We start from the raw sequence: 12,917 nt of genomic DNA, 5'->3' as shown, positions 1-12,917 counted from the left end.
ATGAAAAATAGGGAATGGCGCTGACTTTCCATGAAAGGCAAGACAGGCATCTTTTTTCAAGAGGCAGGTAGGCCGTGTTCAATTGCTAAGATACAAAGCTTGTAAGAACAATTTAGACGATTGGTGTATAGCTCAAGGCGATACTACCTTCTCCAAGGTGGGTCCCAATGACACTACCAAAGGTTTCAATTGGAATTTCAGCAGTCACACCACTCTCCATCAAAAGCTGACGTAAATCCGCTGCCTTTTGAGGAGCATTGCCATGGATGACTGTTATACGGTAGTCCCCATCTTTTGTCAACTCCTTGATGATTTCCACCAAACGTTTGATTGCCTTCTTTTCCGTACGAACTTTTTCGTAAACTTCAATCACACCTTGGTCATTAAAGTAAAGGATAGGCTTGATACTGAGGAGATTTCCTAAGATAGCTGCCCCATTTGACAAACGTCCTCCTTTAACCAAGTGGTCGAGATCATCTACTATGATAAAGGCTGAATTATCAGCAATTTGAATCCCCAACTTCTCCTGAATCTGGGCAAAATCATCGCCTTGTTCTGCCCATTCAAAGGCACTCTCTACCATAAATCCTAGAGGGGAACTTGTGATATGGGTATCTGGAAAGGCAATGGTCAAGCCAGCATACTCATCCAACATGTATTGGATGTTCTGATAAAAGCCTGAAATTCCTGACGAAAGAAAGAGTCCCAAGACATGGGTATAGCCTTCATCTTTCAAGGAGCTTAGAATCTCATCCAATTTGGCAATACTTGGTTGACTGGTTTTAGGTAATTCTGAAGACTGAGCCATTTTTTGATAAAATTCCTCAGCAGTCAGATTGACACCTTCGACATACTCCTCTCCATCGATATTGACAGGAATATCCAAGATAAAAAGATTCTCTCTTTGCAGCGTCTTCTCCTCTAAATAGGCTGAAGAATCTGTAATGACAGCTAATTTCATGACTAAAACTCCAAATTGATCCCTGGAAGATCCAAGGCGATTTCTGTTACTTCATACGTCAAACGATTGAGCATGTTCAAACATGGACGTGCCAAGGTTTCGACTTCTTCTTGGTTAAATTCGCTTGGTTCGTTGACAATGCGACCTTCCACATGGTTAACTTGGGAAATCGTTCCGCTGATGACAAATTTGTCAAAGACAATCATGAAACTCAAGATAACAACAAGCGAAGTCACTTGGTTTTCTTGGTCATGTTGGAGCAACTGAAAGTTCACGTCTACCTTGGTTTCAGGAGCTCCATTTTCATTTTCCCATTCAAAGTTACGAGCATCAAAGTGATACTGGCTAACAAATTCTTGTTCTCGTTTAAGATTCATTTTTCTCTCCCATTGCTACAATTTACTATGCAATTGTACCACATTTTTATCATTTCATCTAGTTTTCTAGGCTTTAGTCAATTCCGATTTCATCTTTAACAACAGCAGCAATTGTATCTACGTAGTAGTTAACTTCTTCTGTTGTTGGGGCTTCTGCCATGACGCGCAAGAGGGGTTCTGTTCCACTTGGGCGGACAAGGATACGACCGTTCCCTGCCATTTCTTCTTCCATCTTTTCGATGATTGTCTTGATGGCTGGTACTTCCATGGCTTTTTCTTTCATGGCATTTTCCACTCGGATATTGACCAGTTTTTGTGGGTAAATCGTCACTTCTGATGCTAGTTGAGACAAGCTCTTGCCTGTTTCTTTCATGATTTTGGTCAATTGGACAGCTGATAATTGACCATCACCAGTTGTATTGTAGTCCATCAAGATAACGTGACCTGATTGTTCACCACCAAGGTTGTAGCCTGATTTTCTCATTTCTTCAACGACATAGCGGTCACCAACAGCAGTCACTGCCTTGTTAATGCCAGCGCTATCCAAAGCCTTATGGAAGCCAAGGTTAGACATAACCGTTGTCACGATGGTATTTTGAGCCAACTGGCCTTTTTCAGAAAGGTATTTCCCGATGATGTACATGATCTTATCACCATCGACGATGTCGCCATTTTCATCGACAGCAATCAAGCGGTCACTGTCTCCGTCAAAGGCCAAACCAATAGCTGACTGGCTTTCTTTGACCACCTCTTGAAGAGCTTCTGGATGTGTAGAACCCACATTCAAGTTGATATTAAGACCATCCGGTGTCTCACCGATAACAGTTATTTGAGCTCCAAGGTCTGCAAAGATTTGACGAGCACTTGTAGACGCTGCACCATTAGCTGTATCCAAGGCCACTTTCATCCCTTCAAGAGGAGTTCCAGTTGAAACAAGGTAGCCTTCATACTTACGTAAACCTTCTGGATAGTCCACTAAGGTTCCCAAGCCTTCGGCGCTTGGACGAGGAAGGGTATCTTCTGTAGCATCTAGCAAGGCTTCGATTTCTGCTTCTTTTTCGTCATCAAGTTTGAAGCCATCCCCTCCAAAGAACTTAATTCCATTATCAAGGGCTGGGTTGTGACTAGCGGAAATCATGACACCTGCACTGGCTCCCTCAGTTTTGACCAAATAAGCTACTGCTGGTGTTGCAAGGACACCGAGTTTGTAGACGTGAATCCCTACAGAGAGAAGACCTGCCACTAAGGCAGATTCTAGCATTTCTCCTGAGATGCGTGTATCACGTCCTACAAAGACTTTAGGGGCTTCTGTTTCGTGTTGGCTAAGAACATAACCACCAAAACGTCCCAATTTAAAGGCCAATTCTGGCGTCAGTTCTACGTTTGCTTCTCCACGGACTCCATCGGTCCCAAAATATTTACCCATTTTATTTATCATCCTTTTCTACTATTTTGTTTAGTCCTGTTTAGACGAGTCTGGTTTCGTTTCTGAACTCGTTGAAGACGAACTGCTGGTTGAAGAGCCCGTTGACGAGGTCGTTGACGAAGAACTCGAGCTAGACGATACTGTTTTGGTTGTAATTTTCATTGTAGTGTCAAATGGCATAATGACGCTTGGCAAGACATTTCCATTTTTATCGACTGCTTGTAGAGGAACAGAAGCCGAATAATTACCTGTTATCCGTTCACTCGTTGGCAAGATGGCAATGACACGATCTACTCTAGAGAGAGTTTCCTCATCACTAATAACCGTTACTTTTTCATCTGATACAGTGACTGTATCAATTTTCACACGAGAATCAATCTGACTAGGGTCAATCTCCGGCACAACGATTACATTATCACGTTTTGCTTTTTTACCAACCTTGACTGTTATCTTTTGCGGTGTCGCAACAGCCGTCAAACCACTCGGTAAATTTTCAATAGTCAGGGGAACTTCGATGGTTCCTACACTGGCATTGGTTAAGTCAGCTTTGACCTTGAATTTCCGAGTGCTTTCCTGCATCTCACTCGCCAAAGCAACTCTGTTTGACCCAGTCAGAAAGACGGTCACTTCAGATGTAAAACCACTGATAAAGTACTGAGCACTGTCATACTGAATATCGATTGGGACATTAAGAACCGTATTGGTATAGGTTTCTGTCCGCACCTGTCTAGCACTATTGCTATTCTGATAGTTTGTTGAAGTCGCATAGATAAAGAGGATGCAGGCGAAAAAGAAGGAAGAAATAATATAAAGACTATTTTTTCTCATGTTTCAATCCTCCTAGCAAACGCTCTTTCAAACCTTGTTTTTCCTCTGATGCTGGAAGCAAGATTCTTCTTAACTCCGATTCAAACTCTTCCAAGGTCAAATCATTCTTAAAGACTCCATTATAGGTGATTGAGATTCCACCTGTTTCCTCAGAAACCACAAAGGTAAGAGCATCTGATACTTCCGACAAACCAATCGCTGCCCTGTGACGTGTCCCAAACTCCTTGGAAATTCCCGTATTTTCAGTCAGGGGCAGGTAGGCTGAAGTTACGGCAATCCGGTCTTCTCTAACAATGACCGCACCATCGTGCAAGGGAGTATTGGGGATAAAGATATTAATCAATAACTCAGAAGAAATCTTAGCATCTAGAGGAATCCCAGTTGAGATATATTCCTGCAAGGTTCTCACGCGCTGCACCGCTACCAGAGCACCAATCTTACGAGGGCTCATGTACTCGACTGATTTGACAAAGGCACGAACCATTTGCTCTTCCGCACTAATAGGGGCATTGTAGAAGAAATCCGTAGCCCGACCCAATCGTTCCAAACCAGTCCGAATCTCTGGTGAAAAAATAACTACCGCTGCAATGACCCCGTAGGTGATGATCTGATTGATCAACCAGGAAATGGTCGTCAAACCAATCATATTGGACAGAATCTGACCTAAAATAAAGACCAGAACACCCCGCACCAAAATCATGATTTTGGTCCCTGCAATCGCTTTGGTAAAATGATATAAAATATAAGTCACAATGAGAATATCAATCAGATTGGTGACTATTGTCCAAGGACTTGAAAACAAACTCGTCCAGTATTGCAAATTGGATAATTGTTGAAAATTCATCCCTGGCCTCCTCCCCTTCAAAACACTTTCTGTACCATTATACCATTTTTTGCCCATTTTTTCCCTATCCTACCTCATTTTAAATTAAGCAAAAATATGATAAAATAAACTGATTAGAAAAAACGAAGGAGAAATCATGTCTCAACTCTATGATATTACTATTGTAGGTGGCGGTCCTGTTGGGCTCTTTGCTGCCTTTTACGCCCACCTACGCCAAGCCAAAGTCCAAATCATCGACTCCCTTCCCCAGCTCGGTGGTCAGCCAGCTATCCTCTACCCTGAAAAGCAAATCCTTGATGTGCCAGGTTTCCCAAACTTAACTGGGGAAGAGCTGACCAATCGCTTGATTGAACAGCTAAACGGCTTTGAAACACCTGTTCATCTCAACGAAACGGTTCTTGAGATTGAGAAACAAGATGAAGGATTTAGCATTACAACCAACAAGGGAAATCACCTGACTAAAACCGTCATCATTGCTATGGGGGGTGGTGCCTTTAAACCACGTCCGCTCGAATTAGACGGTGTTGAGGACTATGAAAATATCCACTACCACGTTTCCAATATCCAGCAATACGCTGGTAAGAAAGTGACCATCCTTGGTGGAGGAGACTCAGCAGTTGACTGGGCATTGGCTTTTGAAAAAATTGCCCCAACTACTCTCGTTCACCGTCGAGATAACTTCCGCGCTTTGGAACACAGTGTCCAAGCCCTACAAGAATCATCTGTGACCATCAAGACACCGTTCGTCCCTAGCCAACTCCTTGGAGATGGTAAAACACTCGACAAACTAGAAATCACCAAGGTCAAATCAGATGAAACCGAAACTATCGAAGTAGACCATCTCTTTGTCAACTATGGTTTCAAATCATCTGTTGGCAATCTTAAAAACTGGGGTCTGGAGCTCAACCGACACAAGATTATCGTCAATAGCAAGCAAGAATCCAGCCAAGATGGTATTTACGCTATCGGAGACTGCTGCTACTATGAAGGAAAGATTGACTTGATTGCGACAGGACTGGGTGAAGCACCTACTGCCGTCAACAATGCTATCAACTACATCGACCCTGAGCAAAAAGTACAACCAAAACACTCGACCAGTTTATAAGAAAAGAACCACGAATCAACTGATTCGTGGTTTTATAGTTCATCTGCGATCTTGTTTATTTTTCTGAGTCTGTGATTAACACCACTTTTAGTCAGGGGATTGCTCAGGCTATCTGCCAACTGCTGGATAGAGTAGTCTGGATGCTGAATCCTCAAACGAGCCACCTCCTGCAAATCTACGGGTAAATTTTCCAAACCCATTCTATCTTTGATTTTACTGATATTGTTGATAGTCTTCATACTAGCAGAAACCGTTCGAGCGATATTAGCTGTCTCGGCATTATTGGCTCGATTGAGATCATTACGGGTTTCACGCAAAATCTTGACACGCTCAAAATTATCACGCGCCTGCATGGCCCCAATCACGATCAAGAAATCCATGATGTCTTCTGCTCGCTGGAGATAGGTAACTGCACCTTTCTTGCGCTCAATGACCTTGGCGTCCAGCAAAAACTGCTGAAGAAGAGAGGCCAGTCCTTGGGCATGGTCCAGATAAACAGAACTGATCTCCAATTGGTATTTGCCAGACTCAGGATCTCGGATGCTGCCATTTGCCAGAAAGGCCCCACATAAGTAAGCACGACCAGCCTCCTCATCTGCTAAGATATCGGGATCAATACCCGTCTCCAAACCAAAGAAGGAATCCGCAAGTCGCAAATCAGCTAAAAGCTCCTGCACCCTCTCATCTGTATAGACCGTATAGACACGATTCTTACGAAGATTGCTTCTCTGATGGTGACGAATTTCTGACTTGATCTCATAAAAATGGAGAAAGGACTCATAAAGGTACCGAGCCAACTTGGCATTTTCAGTTACGACGGACAAGGTCAGGCCTGAAGTCGAGAGACCAATACTGCCAGACATCTTGATGATGGCAGACAATTCATGACGACTGAGATGGTGTTGACCAAGAATTTCCTCTTTTACTGCAACTGTAAAACTCATTTTCTCACCTGTATAATGCGCATCAATTCGTCTACGATCAAATCGCCATCATGGAAGGCTCCTCCATTTTCCAAACGAAGGAAGTTGGATGAAATCACACGAGGGACCTGCTTGCAAAGACCAGCAAAATCATGCTCTACCTGAACCAAATATTCATCAAAACGGTTGGTATCCATGTATTCTCTAGGAACCTTCTCGATATTAACCAAGACCGTATCAATAAATGGCCGACCTAAGTGTCGATGGAGGACTTCCACGTGGTCACTGTCTGAAAAGTGCTCTGTTTCCCCACGCTGGGTCATGATATTGCAGACATAGGCGATCTCAGCCTTAGTCTCCAAGAGAGCCTGCCCAATCTCCTCAATGACAATATTGGGCAAAATCGATGTAAAGAGAGAACCAGGCCCCAAGACAATCATATCACTCTCGAGAATGGTATTGACTACTCGACGGCTGGCTTGGGGTATTTCATCATCCAAGGTATTGGTCACATAGACATGGTCGATCATGCCTGGATGATCAGCAATGTGGCTCTCACCCGCCACCTCTGAACCGTCTTTAAAGACCGCATGCAGTGTCAAAGGCTGATCGCTTGAGGGGTAGATTTTTCCTGTTGTGTGGAAAAAGAGACTTAGCAGCTGCATGGCATTATAAGTGGACCCTTGCATTTCAGAGAGTCCTGCTATGATAATATTCCCCAGTGGATGACCCGCAAAAGCTCCAGCGTCTTCTGAAAAGCGGTACTGAAAAACCTTCTCATAAAACTTAGGCATATCCGACATAGCCACCAGAACATTGCGAAGATCACCTGGTGGTGTCAGCTGTTGGATATTCTTTCTTAGTTCACCAGAAGATCCACCATCATCAGCTACCGTTACGATAGCAGCGATATCAACATCCTTTTCTCGCAAGCTTTTCAAAATGACGGGGATACCAGTTCCTCCACCAATCACCGTTATTTTAGGTTTTCTCATGAACGGTTTACCGTTTCCTTTCTTCGATCTTTGTCACGATGGCTTTCATTGACAGACCAGTTTTTAGCTAGGTCCTCAGCGATTCGCTTGGCAAAGGCAACACTACGGTGCTGTCCACCTGTACATCCCACTGCAATGGTCAAAACAGACTTGCCTTCTTTCTTGTAACTTGGCAAAATCGGCTCAATCAAGGCAAGCAAGTGCTGATAGAAACTTTCAGACTCTTCATGATTCATCACATAGTCATAAACTGCTTGATCCTCACCTGTCTGATTACGGAGCTCCGGAAGGTAGTATGGATTTGGCAAGAAACGGACATCAAATACCAAGTCCGCATCGATAGGGATACCATACTTGAATCCAAAAGACATGACCTCAATACGGAAAGACTGGGTTTGTTCTTGGTCCGAAAATTGCTCAGCAATGGTTTTACGAAGTTCACGCGGAGTGAGTTCTGTCGTATCCACCACATTTTGGCTCATGTTTTTCAAAGGTGCCAAAAGTTCACGTTCCAGCTTGATGCCATCTAAAATCCGACCATCTGCTGCTAGCGGGTGACTTCTTCTAGTTTCCTTATAGCGTGCTACCAATTCCTTATCTGCTGCGTCTAAAAAGAGGATTTTGAAGTCCAAATCGTCTTGGTTTTCCAATTCATCCAAAACTGCCTGAATCTCTGAAAAGAAGGAACGGCTCCGCATGTCCACAACCAAGGCCAGTTTGTGGTCATCATCTTTAGTTTCAACCAACTGCAAGAACTTTGGTAAGAGGGCTGGTGGCATATTGTCAATCGTAAAATATCCCAAATCTTCGAAGGACTGAATGGCTACCGTTTTCCCTGCGCCACTCATCCCTGTCACAATTACCAGGTGAAGTTGTTTCTTTGTCATCTATCTCTCCTTATATCAAAAAAAGTTTGGCAGAGCCAAACTTCAACTAGCTTATCCAATCTCTGCGATCACTTCAATTTCGACTTTTACATCACGAGGAAGACGTGCAACCTCTACAGCTGAACGAGCTGGGAACTCCTCGTTAAAGGCAGTCTGGTAAACCTCGTTAAAAGGAACAAAGTCATTCATATCGCTCAAGAAGCAAGTTGTTTTGACAACGTGATCAAAGTCTGTTCCTGCTTCAGCCAAAATAGCAGCAATGTTTTTCAAAACTTGTTCTGTCTGTTCTTGGATCGTTTCTCCTACAATTTCTCCAGTTTCAGGAGATAGAGGAACTTGACCGCTAGCAAACAAAAGATTACCAACGATTTTCCCTTGAACATATGGTCCGATAGCCTTTGGAGCTTTGTCTGTATGAATTGTTTTTGCCATTTCTTTCCCTCACAATTTTTCTAATATTGCATCCCAAGCCTGATCCATCCCTGCCTTGCTGACAGATGAAAAGAGGATGAAGTCGTCACTGGGGTCAAAGTTTAATTTCTTTTTGATTGCTGATTCGTGCTTATTCCACTTACCACGAGGAATCTTGTCTGCCTTGGTCGCAACGATGATAACCGGAATCTCATAATATTTGAGAAATTCGTACATCTGCACATCATCTGCTGACGGGTCGTGGCGGAGATCCACTAGACTAACCACGGCACGGAGATTTTCACGAGTCGTTAAGTATTCCTCAATCATGCGCCCCCACTTTTCACGCTCCTTTTTGGAAACGCGGGCATAGCCATAACCAGGCACATCCACAAAGCGCATCTTGTCATCAATGTTGAAGAAGTTGAGTAACTGGGTCTTCCCAGGTTTTCCTGATGTACGAGCAAGATTTTTGCGGTTCAACATGGTGTTGATAAAGCTAGACTTGCCGACATTTGAACGCCCTGCAAGGGCAATCTCTGGCAGGTCATCCTGCGGATAGTGGGACTTGTTTGCCGCACTGAGCAGGATTTCAGCATTGTGTGTATTAAGTTCCATAGTCACCTCTAGGCTGTTTCTAGGATGGGTTTTTCCGTTCCATCGACAGCTTCTTTTGTGATGCGGACCAATTTCACATTTTCTTGACTTGGCACTTCAAACATAACATCTAGCATGGTTTCTTCGATGATTGAGCGAAGACCACGCGCACCAGTTTTGCGTTCAATAGCCTTATTGGCTATTTCCTGAAGAGCTTCATCGTCAAATTCCAACTCAACATCATCATAAGAAAGCAAGGTTTGGTATTGTTTCACCAAGGCATTTCTTGGCTCTTTCAAGATGCGAACCAAGTCATCGACCGTCAATTGCTCAAGAGCAGCAAAGACAGGCAAGCGTCCAATCAACTCAGGGATAATACCGAATTTTTGAATGTCTTCAGCGATGATTTCTTGCATGTAAGAGCTGTTTTCGTCAATCGCCTTGTTATTTTGGCCAAAGCCAATAACTTTTTCACCCAGACGTTGTTTAACGATTTCTTCGATGCCATCAAAAGCACCACCCACGATAAAGAGGATATTTTTAGTATCCACCTGAATCATCTCTTGTTGTGGATGTTTGCGTCCTCCTTGAGGCGGCACGCTAGCGACAGTTCCCTCGATAATCTTGAGAAGGGCTTGTTGTACACCTTCACCCGAAACATCACGTGTGATCGACACATTCTCGCTCTTCTTGGCAATTTTGTCAATTTCATCTACGTAGATAATCCCACGTTCTGCACGTTCGATGTTAAAGTCAGCAGCCTGCAAGAGTTTGAGGAGGATATTTTCTACGTCCTCACCCACATAACCAGCCTCAGTCAGAGCTGTCGCATCTGCAATAGCAAAAGGCACATTCAAGCTCTTAGCCAAAGTCTGAGCCAAGAAAGTTTTCCCAGAACCAGTTGGGCCAATCATCAAGATGTTTGACTTCTGCAAATCCACATCTTCTGACTCTTCACGCGTATCATGGAAATTAATGCGTTTATAGTGATTGTATACAGCCACTGCCAAGGCACGTTTGGCACGATCCTGACCAATCACATAGTGGTTTAAGATATTGAGGAGTTCGATTGGTTTTGGTACTTCAGACAAGTCTGCCAAAACTTCCTCGGCCAACTCCTCCCGAATGATTTCCTGGGCCAACTCCACACATTCATTACAGATAAAGGCGTTGTTCCCAGCGATTATTTTCTTTACTTCTTCTTGGCTTTTGCCACAAAATGAGCAATAAACCATCATATCATTTTTCCTATTTGTAGGCATGATTTCCTTCCATTCTAATTTATCATTCTATCTAAAATAAGGTCATATAAAAAGCGTGGACACTGTTGACCAGATTGGTAAAAGCATTCAACCAGAGTAAGGCAGACAGTCCATAGCGCTTCTTACGAAAAGCCTGTGCTCCAGTCAAAATACAGATCACACACAAAAAAGCTGTAAAAAATCCAAATATACTGCGCTCCATTAGACTTCCTTTCTATCTCGGTATTCGATAGTAAAATCATAGTCGTTTTTCTCATCTCGGGTGTAAGATTTGCTTGCTACTGTCTCAAAACGAGACAAGTCAAACTCCTCAGGGAAATAGGTATCTCCCTCCACCTGAGCATGAATCTGTGTCACGATGATTTCATCTAAATAGGGCTCAAAAGCCTGAAAAATCTGTTTTCCGCCAATGATATAGAGATTTTTTTCCTGACTCTGATACCACGCTAAAACAGACTCCACATCTTGAAATACGAGCGCCCCATCTATGACTTCTTCGCTATTGCGCGTTAAAATCAGGGTTTGCCGTTTTGGAAGCAGACGACGTCCCATGCCATCAAAGGTCACTCGCCCCATCAGTATAGCATGATTTAAAGTTGTTTCCTTAAAATGTTGCAACTCTGCTGGCAAATGCCAAGGGAGACGATCTTCCTTCCCAATCACACCTTTTTCATCTTGGGCCCAAATGGCTATGATTTTCTTTGTCATGCTTCCGTCCTTTTTATTGATACTACTATTTTATCAAAATTCTCCCAAAAAGACTGTTTTGAAACGCGCGCAAAAGAGAGAAAAGGAGCAGGCTTCATTTAGCCTGCTCCTCTCGTCCCTAGGACATATATTTTTTTGCTTCTGATTCGATTTTTTCGACCACTTCCTGGATACTTAGTCCAGTTGTGTCAAGATAAACTGCATCCTCAGCCTGTTTGAGAGGTGAGGTTTCACGATGACTATCCTTGTAGTCACGCGCCGCAATCTCTTCTTTCAGCGTTTCAAGGTCTGTTTCAATCCCTTTAGCAATATTTTCCTTGTAACGACGCTCTGCTCTTTCTTCAACAGAAGCCACTAGGAAAATTTTAAGTTCAGCTTGTGGTAAAACAACTGTCCCGATATCACGCCCATCCATGACGATACCACCTTGCTGAGCAATCTCTTGCTGGAGCGAAACCAGTTTCTCACGCACCTCAGGAATGGCAGCAATGCTTGAAACCTTGTTGGTCACTTCATTTTCACGAATCGGATGGGTAATATCAACATCCCCTACAAAAACAAGTTGCTCACCTGTTTCTGAACGACCAAAACTAATGGGGTGTTGGTTAAGAAGCTCGAGAAGTTGATCTACATTTCCTGCATCCAACTGGTTCTTAAGCGCTATATAAGTCGCAGCACGGTACATAGCACCCGTATCGAGATAAGTGTAACCAAAATCCTTAGCGACAATCTTTGCAACCGTACTCTTGCCACTCGAAGCTGGACCATCGATAGCAATTTGAATTGTCTTCATGACCGACTCCTATCTTGTCTTAATCACATCACCTGGGTTGGCAAACCAAGATCCAGATGACATATGAGAAGGATTTAGGGATTCTAGCTGGGCAATGGAAATCCCTGCACGCTGAGCAAGAGCTGCCTCTCCCTCTCCAGGCTGTACTGTAAGTGTTCCTTCACCCTCTGCATGTTCTTCCGAACTGCTTTCTGAAGGTGTTGATTCAGAAGAAGCTGTTTCCTCTACCTTGCTACTTGAAGATGATGATGCTTCTACTTTAGAACTTGAACTTGTAGAAGGAGACGATGCATCATAGAAGTCCTTCAAAGATGAAGTACGATTGCTTCCTCCGGTTGATAGGTAAATCAATACAACTACCATTGCTACAACGATTACAAAGAAGAGGCTAGCTAGAACCGTCAAGACACGATTGGCAACAACGCCTTTCCCTTTTTGTTTCCGGTGTCGACGCTCTGATCTTGTTTCTTCCTCATTGTTTTCGTAGATATCTTCTTGCCACGGTTCTTTTTCCATACCTTACTCCTTGTTTTTTTTACATTTTCTTATTACAATATAAATATGAAAGTCACACTTATACCCGAACGGTGCATTGCCTGCGGGCTTTGCCAAACCTATTCTGAACTCTTTGATTACCATGATAATGGAATCGTTCGATTTTACGATGATCCAGTTGAATTGCAAAGAGAAATCGCTGAGACTAGCGATGTTCTGGAGGCCATCAAAAATTGTCCTACACGTGCACTTCTAAAAGATCCATCGTAGGAAGCAGGGAATAAATATAATTGATTTTTTCTCAT

General features: G+C 43.3%; 16 protein-coding genes. 2 read left to right on the top strand and 14 right to left on the bottom strand.

Translation table 11 applies throughout. The annotated features are described in order from the left end of the window. Positions 1–112 precede the first annotated feature (112 nt). From M1F65_RS00865 to cdaA, 5 genes are all read right to left on the bottom strand, one after another. Entirely contained in the window at positions 113–961 is an 849-nt protein-coding gene (locus tag M1F65_RS00865; RefSeq protein WP_247925293.1) for a DegV family protein, read from the bottom strand. Between the two features lie 2 nt (positions 962–963). Next, positions 964–1,338 (bottom strand): DUF1149 family protein, encoded by a 375-nt coding sequence (locus M1F65_RS00860; RefSeq protein WP_001050092.1) that lies wholly within the window; start codon positions 1,336–1,338, stop codon positions 964–966. A gap of 73 nt (positions 1,339–1,411) precedes the next feature. Further along, positions 1,412–2,764 carry a phosphoglucosamine mutase gene (glmM, locus tag M1F65_RS00855; protein ID WP_247925692.1) on the bottom strand — a complete coding sequence of 451 codons (1,353 nt, stop codon included), beginning with the start codon at positions 2,762–2,764 and terminating at the stop codon, positions 1,412–1,414. A 30-nt stretch (positions 2,765–2,794) separates the two neighbouring features. Continuing rightward, complete coding sequence (locus tag M1F65_RS00850) at positions 2,795–3,592, bottom strand: CdaR family protein (protein ID WP_001230929.1); 798 nt, start codon at positions 3,590–3,592, stop codon at positions 2,795–2,797. After that, a complete protein-coding gene (cdaA, locus tag M1F65_RS00845; RefSeq protein ID WP_247925292.1) occupies positions 3,579–4,436 on the bottom strand; it encodes a diadenylate cyclase CdaA in 858 nt (285 codons plus the stop codon). The genes M1F65_RS00850 and cdaA overlap by 14 nt, the downstream gene beginning before the upstream one ends. A gap of 136 nt (positions 4,437–4,572) precedes the next feature. On the opposite strand from cdaA, the gene M1F65_RS00840 reads away from it, so the two are divergent. Continuing rightward, complete coding sequence (locus tag M1F65_RS00840) at positions 4,573–5,541, top strand: NAD(P)/FAD-dependent oxidoreductase (RefSeq protein ID WP_247925291.1); 969 nt, start codon at positions 4,573–4,575, stop codon at positions 5,539–5,541. Positions 5,542–5,573: 32 nt separating this feature from the next. Here M1F65_RS00840 and whiA read toward each other — a convergent pair whose 3' ends face one another. The 9 genes from whiA to M1F65_RS00795 all read right to left on the bottom strand — a co-directional run bounded on the left by whiA (position 5,574) and on the right by M1F65_RS00795 (position 12,633). Then, positions 5,574–6,485, bottom strand: a complete 912-nt coding sequence (whiA, locus tag M1F65_RS00835) for a DNA-binding protein WhiA (RefSeq protein WP_247925290.1) — start codon at positions 6,483–6,485, stop codon at positions 5,574–5,576. Continuing rightward, positions 6,482–7,459 (bottom strand): YvcK family protein, encoded by a 978-nt coding sequence (locus M1F65_RS00830; RefSeq protein ID WP_247925289.1) that lies wholly within the window; start codon positions 7,457–7,459, stop codon positions 6,482–6,484. The genes whiA and M1F65_RS00830 overlap by 4 nt, the downstream gene beginning before the upstream one ends. Beyond that, positions 7,456–8,346, bottom strand: a complete 891-nt coding sequence (gene rapZ / locus M1F65_RS00825) for an RNase adapter RapZ (protein ID WP_247925288.1) — start codon at positions 8,344–8,346, stop codon at positions 7,456–7,458. The genes M1F65_RS00830 and rapZ overlap by 4 nt, the downstream gene beginning before the upstream one ends. 51 nt (positions 8,347–8,397) lie before the next feature. Then, on the bottom strand, positions 8,398–8,778 hold the full coding sequence (locus M1F65_RS00820) for a RidA family protein (protein ID WP_247925287.1): 381 nt from the start codon (positions 8,776–8,778) through the stop codon (positions 8,398–8,400). A 9-nt stretch (positions 8,779–8,787) separates the two neighbouring features. Continuing rightward, positions 8,788–9,375, bottom strand: a complete 588-nt coding sequence (gene yihA / locus M1F65_RS00815; RefSeq protein ID WP_000422595.1) for a ribosome biogenesis GTP-binding protein YihA/YsxC — start codon at positions 9,373–9,375, stop codon at positions 8,788–8,790. Positions 9,376–9,383: 8 nt separating this feature from the next. Further along, complete coding sequence (gene clpX / locus M1F65_RS00810; RefSeq protein WP_002874765.1) at positions 9,384–10,616, bottom strand: ATP-dependent Clp protease ATP-binding subunit ClpX; 1,233 nt, start codon at positions 10,614–10,616, stop codon at positions 9,384–9,386. A gap of 201 nt (positions 10,617–10,817) precedes the next feature. Beyond that, positions 10,818–11,324, bottom strand: coding sequence for a dihydrofolate reductase (locus M1F65_RS00805; RefSeq protein ID WP_000162308.1), 507 nt, complete (start codon positions 11,322–11,324; stop codon positions 10,818–10,820). Positions 11,325–11,442: 118 nt separating this feature from the next. Next, entirely contained in the window at positions 11,443–12,117 is a 675-nt protein-coding gene (cmk, locus tag M1F65_RS00800) for a (d)CMP kinase (protein WP_000849416.1), read from the bottom strand. Positions 12,118–12,126: 9 nt separating this feature from the next. Continuing rightward, positions 12,127–12,633, bottom strand: a complete 507-nt coding sequence (locus M1F65_RS00795) for an SAG1386/EF1546 family surface-associated protein (protein ID WP_000410189.1) — start codon at positions 12,631–12,633, stop codon at positions 12,127–12,129. A gap of 45 nt (positions 12,634–12,678) precedes the next feature. Here M1F65_RS00795 and M1F65_RS00790 point away from each other — a divergent pair, with 45 nt between their 5' ends. Then, the gene (locus M1F65_RS00790; RefSeq protein WP_002874767.1) at positions 12,679–12,882 is read left to right on the top strand and encodes a ferredoxin; all 204 of its coding nucleotides are present in this window, start codon (positions 12,679–12,681) and stop codon (positions 12,880–12,882) included. Positions 12,883–12,917: the final 35 nt, after the last annotated feature.

It is taken from the genome of Streptococcus oralis (assembly GCF_023109195.1).
GTDB classification, from domain to species: Bacteria; Bacillota; Bacilli; order Lactobacillales; family Streptococcaceae; genus Streptococcus; species Streptococcus oralis_BV.
Note: the sequence above shows the minus strand (reverse complement) of the source record. Positions and strands in the feature narration are given on the sequence as shown.

Bases quoted from the DNA above. Each gene is read 5' to 3' on its own strand.
- M1F65_RS00865 (WP_247925293.1), bottom strand. From the start codon at position 961: ATGAAATTAGCTGTCATTACAGATTCTTCAGCCTATTTAGAGGAGAAG.
- M1F65_RS00860 (WP_001050092.1), bottom strand. From the start codon at position 1,338: ATGAATCTTAAACGAGAACAAGAATTTGTTAGCCAGTATCACTTTGAT.
- glmM (WP_247925692.1), bottom strand. From the start codon at position 2,764: ATGGGTAAATATTTTGGGACCGATGGAGTCCGTGGAGAAGCAAACGTA.
- M1F65_RS00850 (WP_001230929.1), bottom strand. From the start codon at position 3,592: ATGAGAAAAAATAGTCTTTATATTATTTCTTCCTTCTTTTTCGCCTGC.
- cdaA (WP_247925292.1), bottom strand. From the start codon at position 4,436: ATGAATTTTCAACAATTATCCAATTTGCAATACTGGACGAGTTTGTTT.
- M1F65_RS00840 (WP_247925291.1), top strand. From the start codon at position 4,573: ATGTCTCAACTCTATGATATTACTATTGTAGGTGGCGGTCCTGTTGGG.
- whiA (WP_247925290.1), bottom strand. From the start codon at position 6,485: ATGAGTTTTACAGTTGCAGTAAAAGAGGAAATTCTTGGTCAACACCAT.
- M1F65_RS00830 (WP_247925289.1), bottom strand. From the start codon at position 7,459: ATGAGAAAACCTAAAATAACGGTGATTGGTGGAGGAACTGGTATCCCC.
- rapZ (WP_247925288.1), bottom strand. From the start codon at position 8,346: ATGACAAAGAAACAACTTCACCTGGTAATTGTGACAGGGATGAGTGGC.
- M1F65_RS00820 (WP_247925287.1), bottom strand. From the start codon at position 8,778: ATGGCAAAAACAATTCATACAGACAAAGCTCCAAAGGCTATCGGACCA.
- yihA (WP_000422595.1), bottom strand. From the start codon at position 9,375: ATGGAACTTAATACACACAATGCTGAAATCCTGCTCAGTGCGGCAAAC.
- clpX (WP_002874765.1), bottom strand. From the start codon at position 10,616: ATGCCTACAAATAGGAAAAATGATATGATGGTTTATTGCTCATTTTGT.
- M1F65_RS00805 (WP_000162308.1), bottom strand. From the start codon at position 11,324: ATGACAAAGAAAATCATAGCCATTTGGGCCCAAGATGAAAAAGGTGTG.
- cmk (WP_000849416.1), bottom strand. From the start codon at position 12,117: ATGAAGACAATTCAAATTGCTATCGATGGTCCAGCTTCGAGTGGCAAG.
- M1F65_RS00795 (WP_000410189.1), bottom strand. From the start codon at position 12,633: ATGGAAAAAGAACCGTGGCAAGAAGATATCTACGAAAACAATGAGGAA.
- M1F65_RS00790 (WP_002874767.1), top strand. From the start codon at position 12,679: ATGAAAGTCACACTTATACCCGAACGGTGCATTGCCTGCGGGCTTTGC.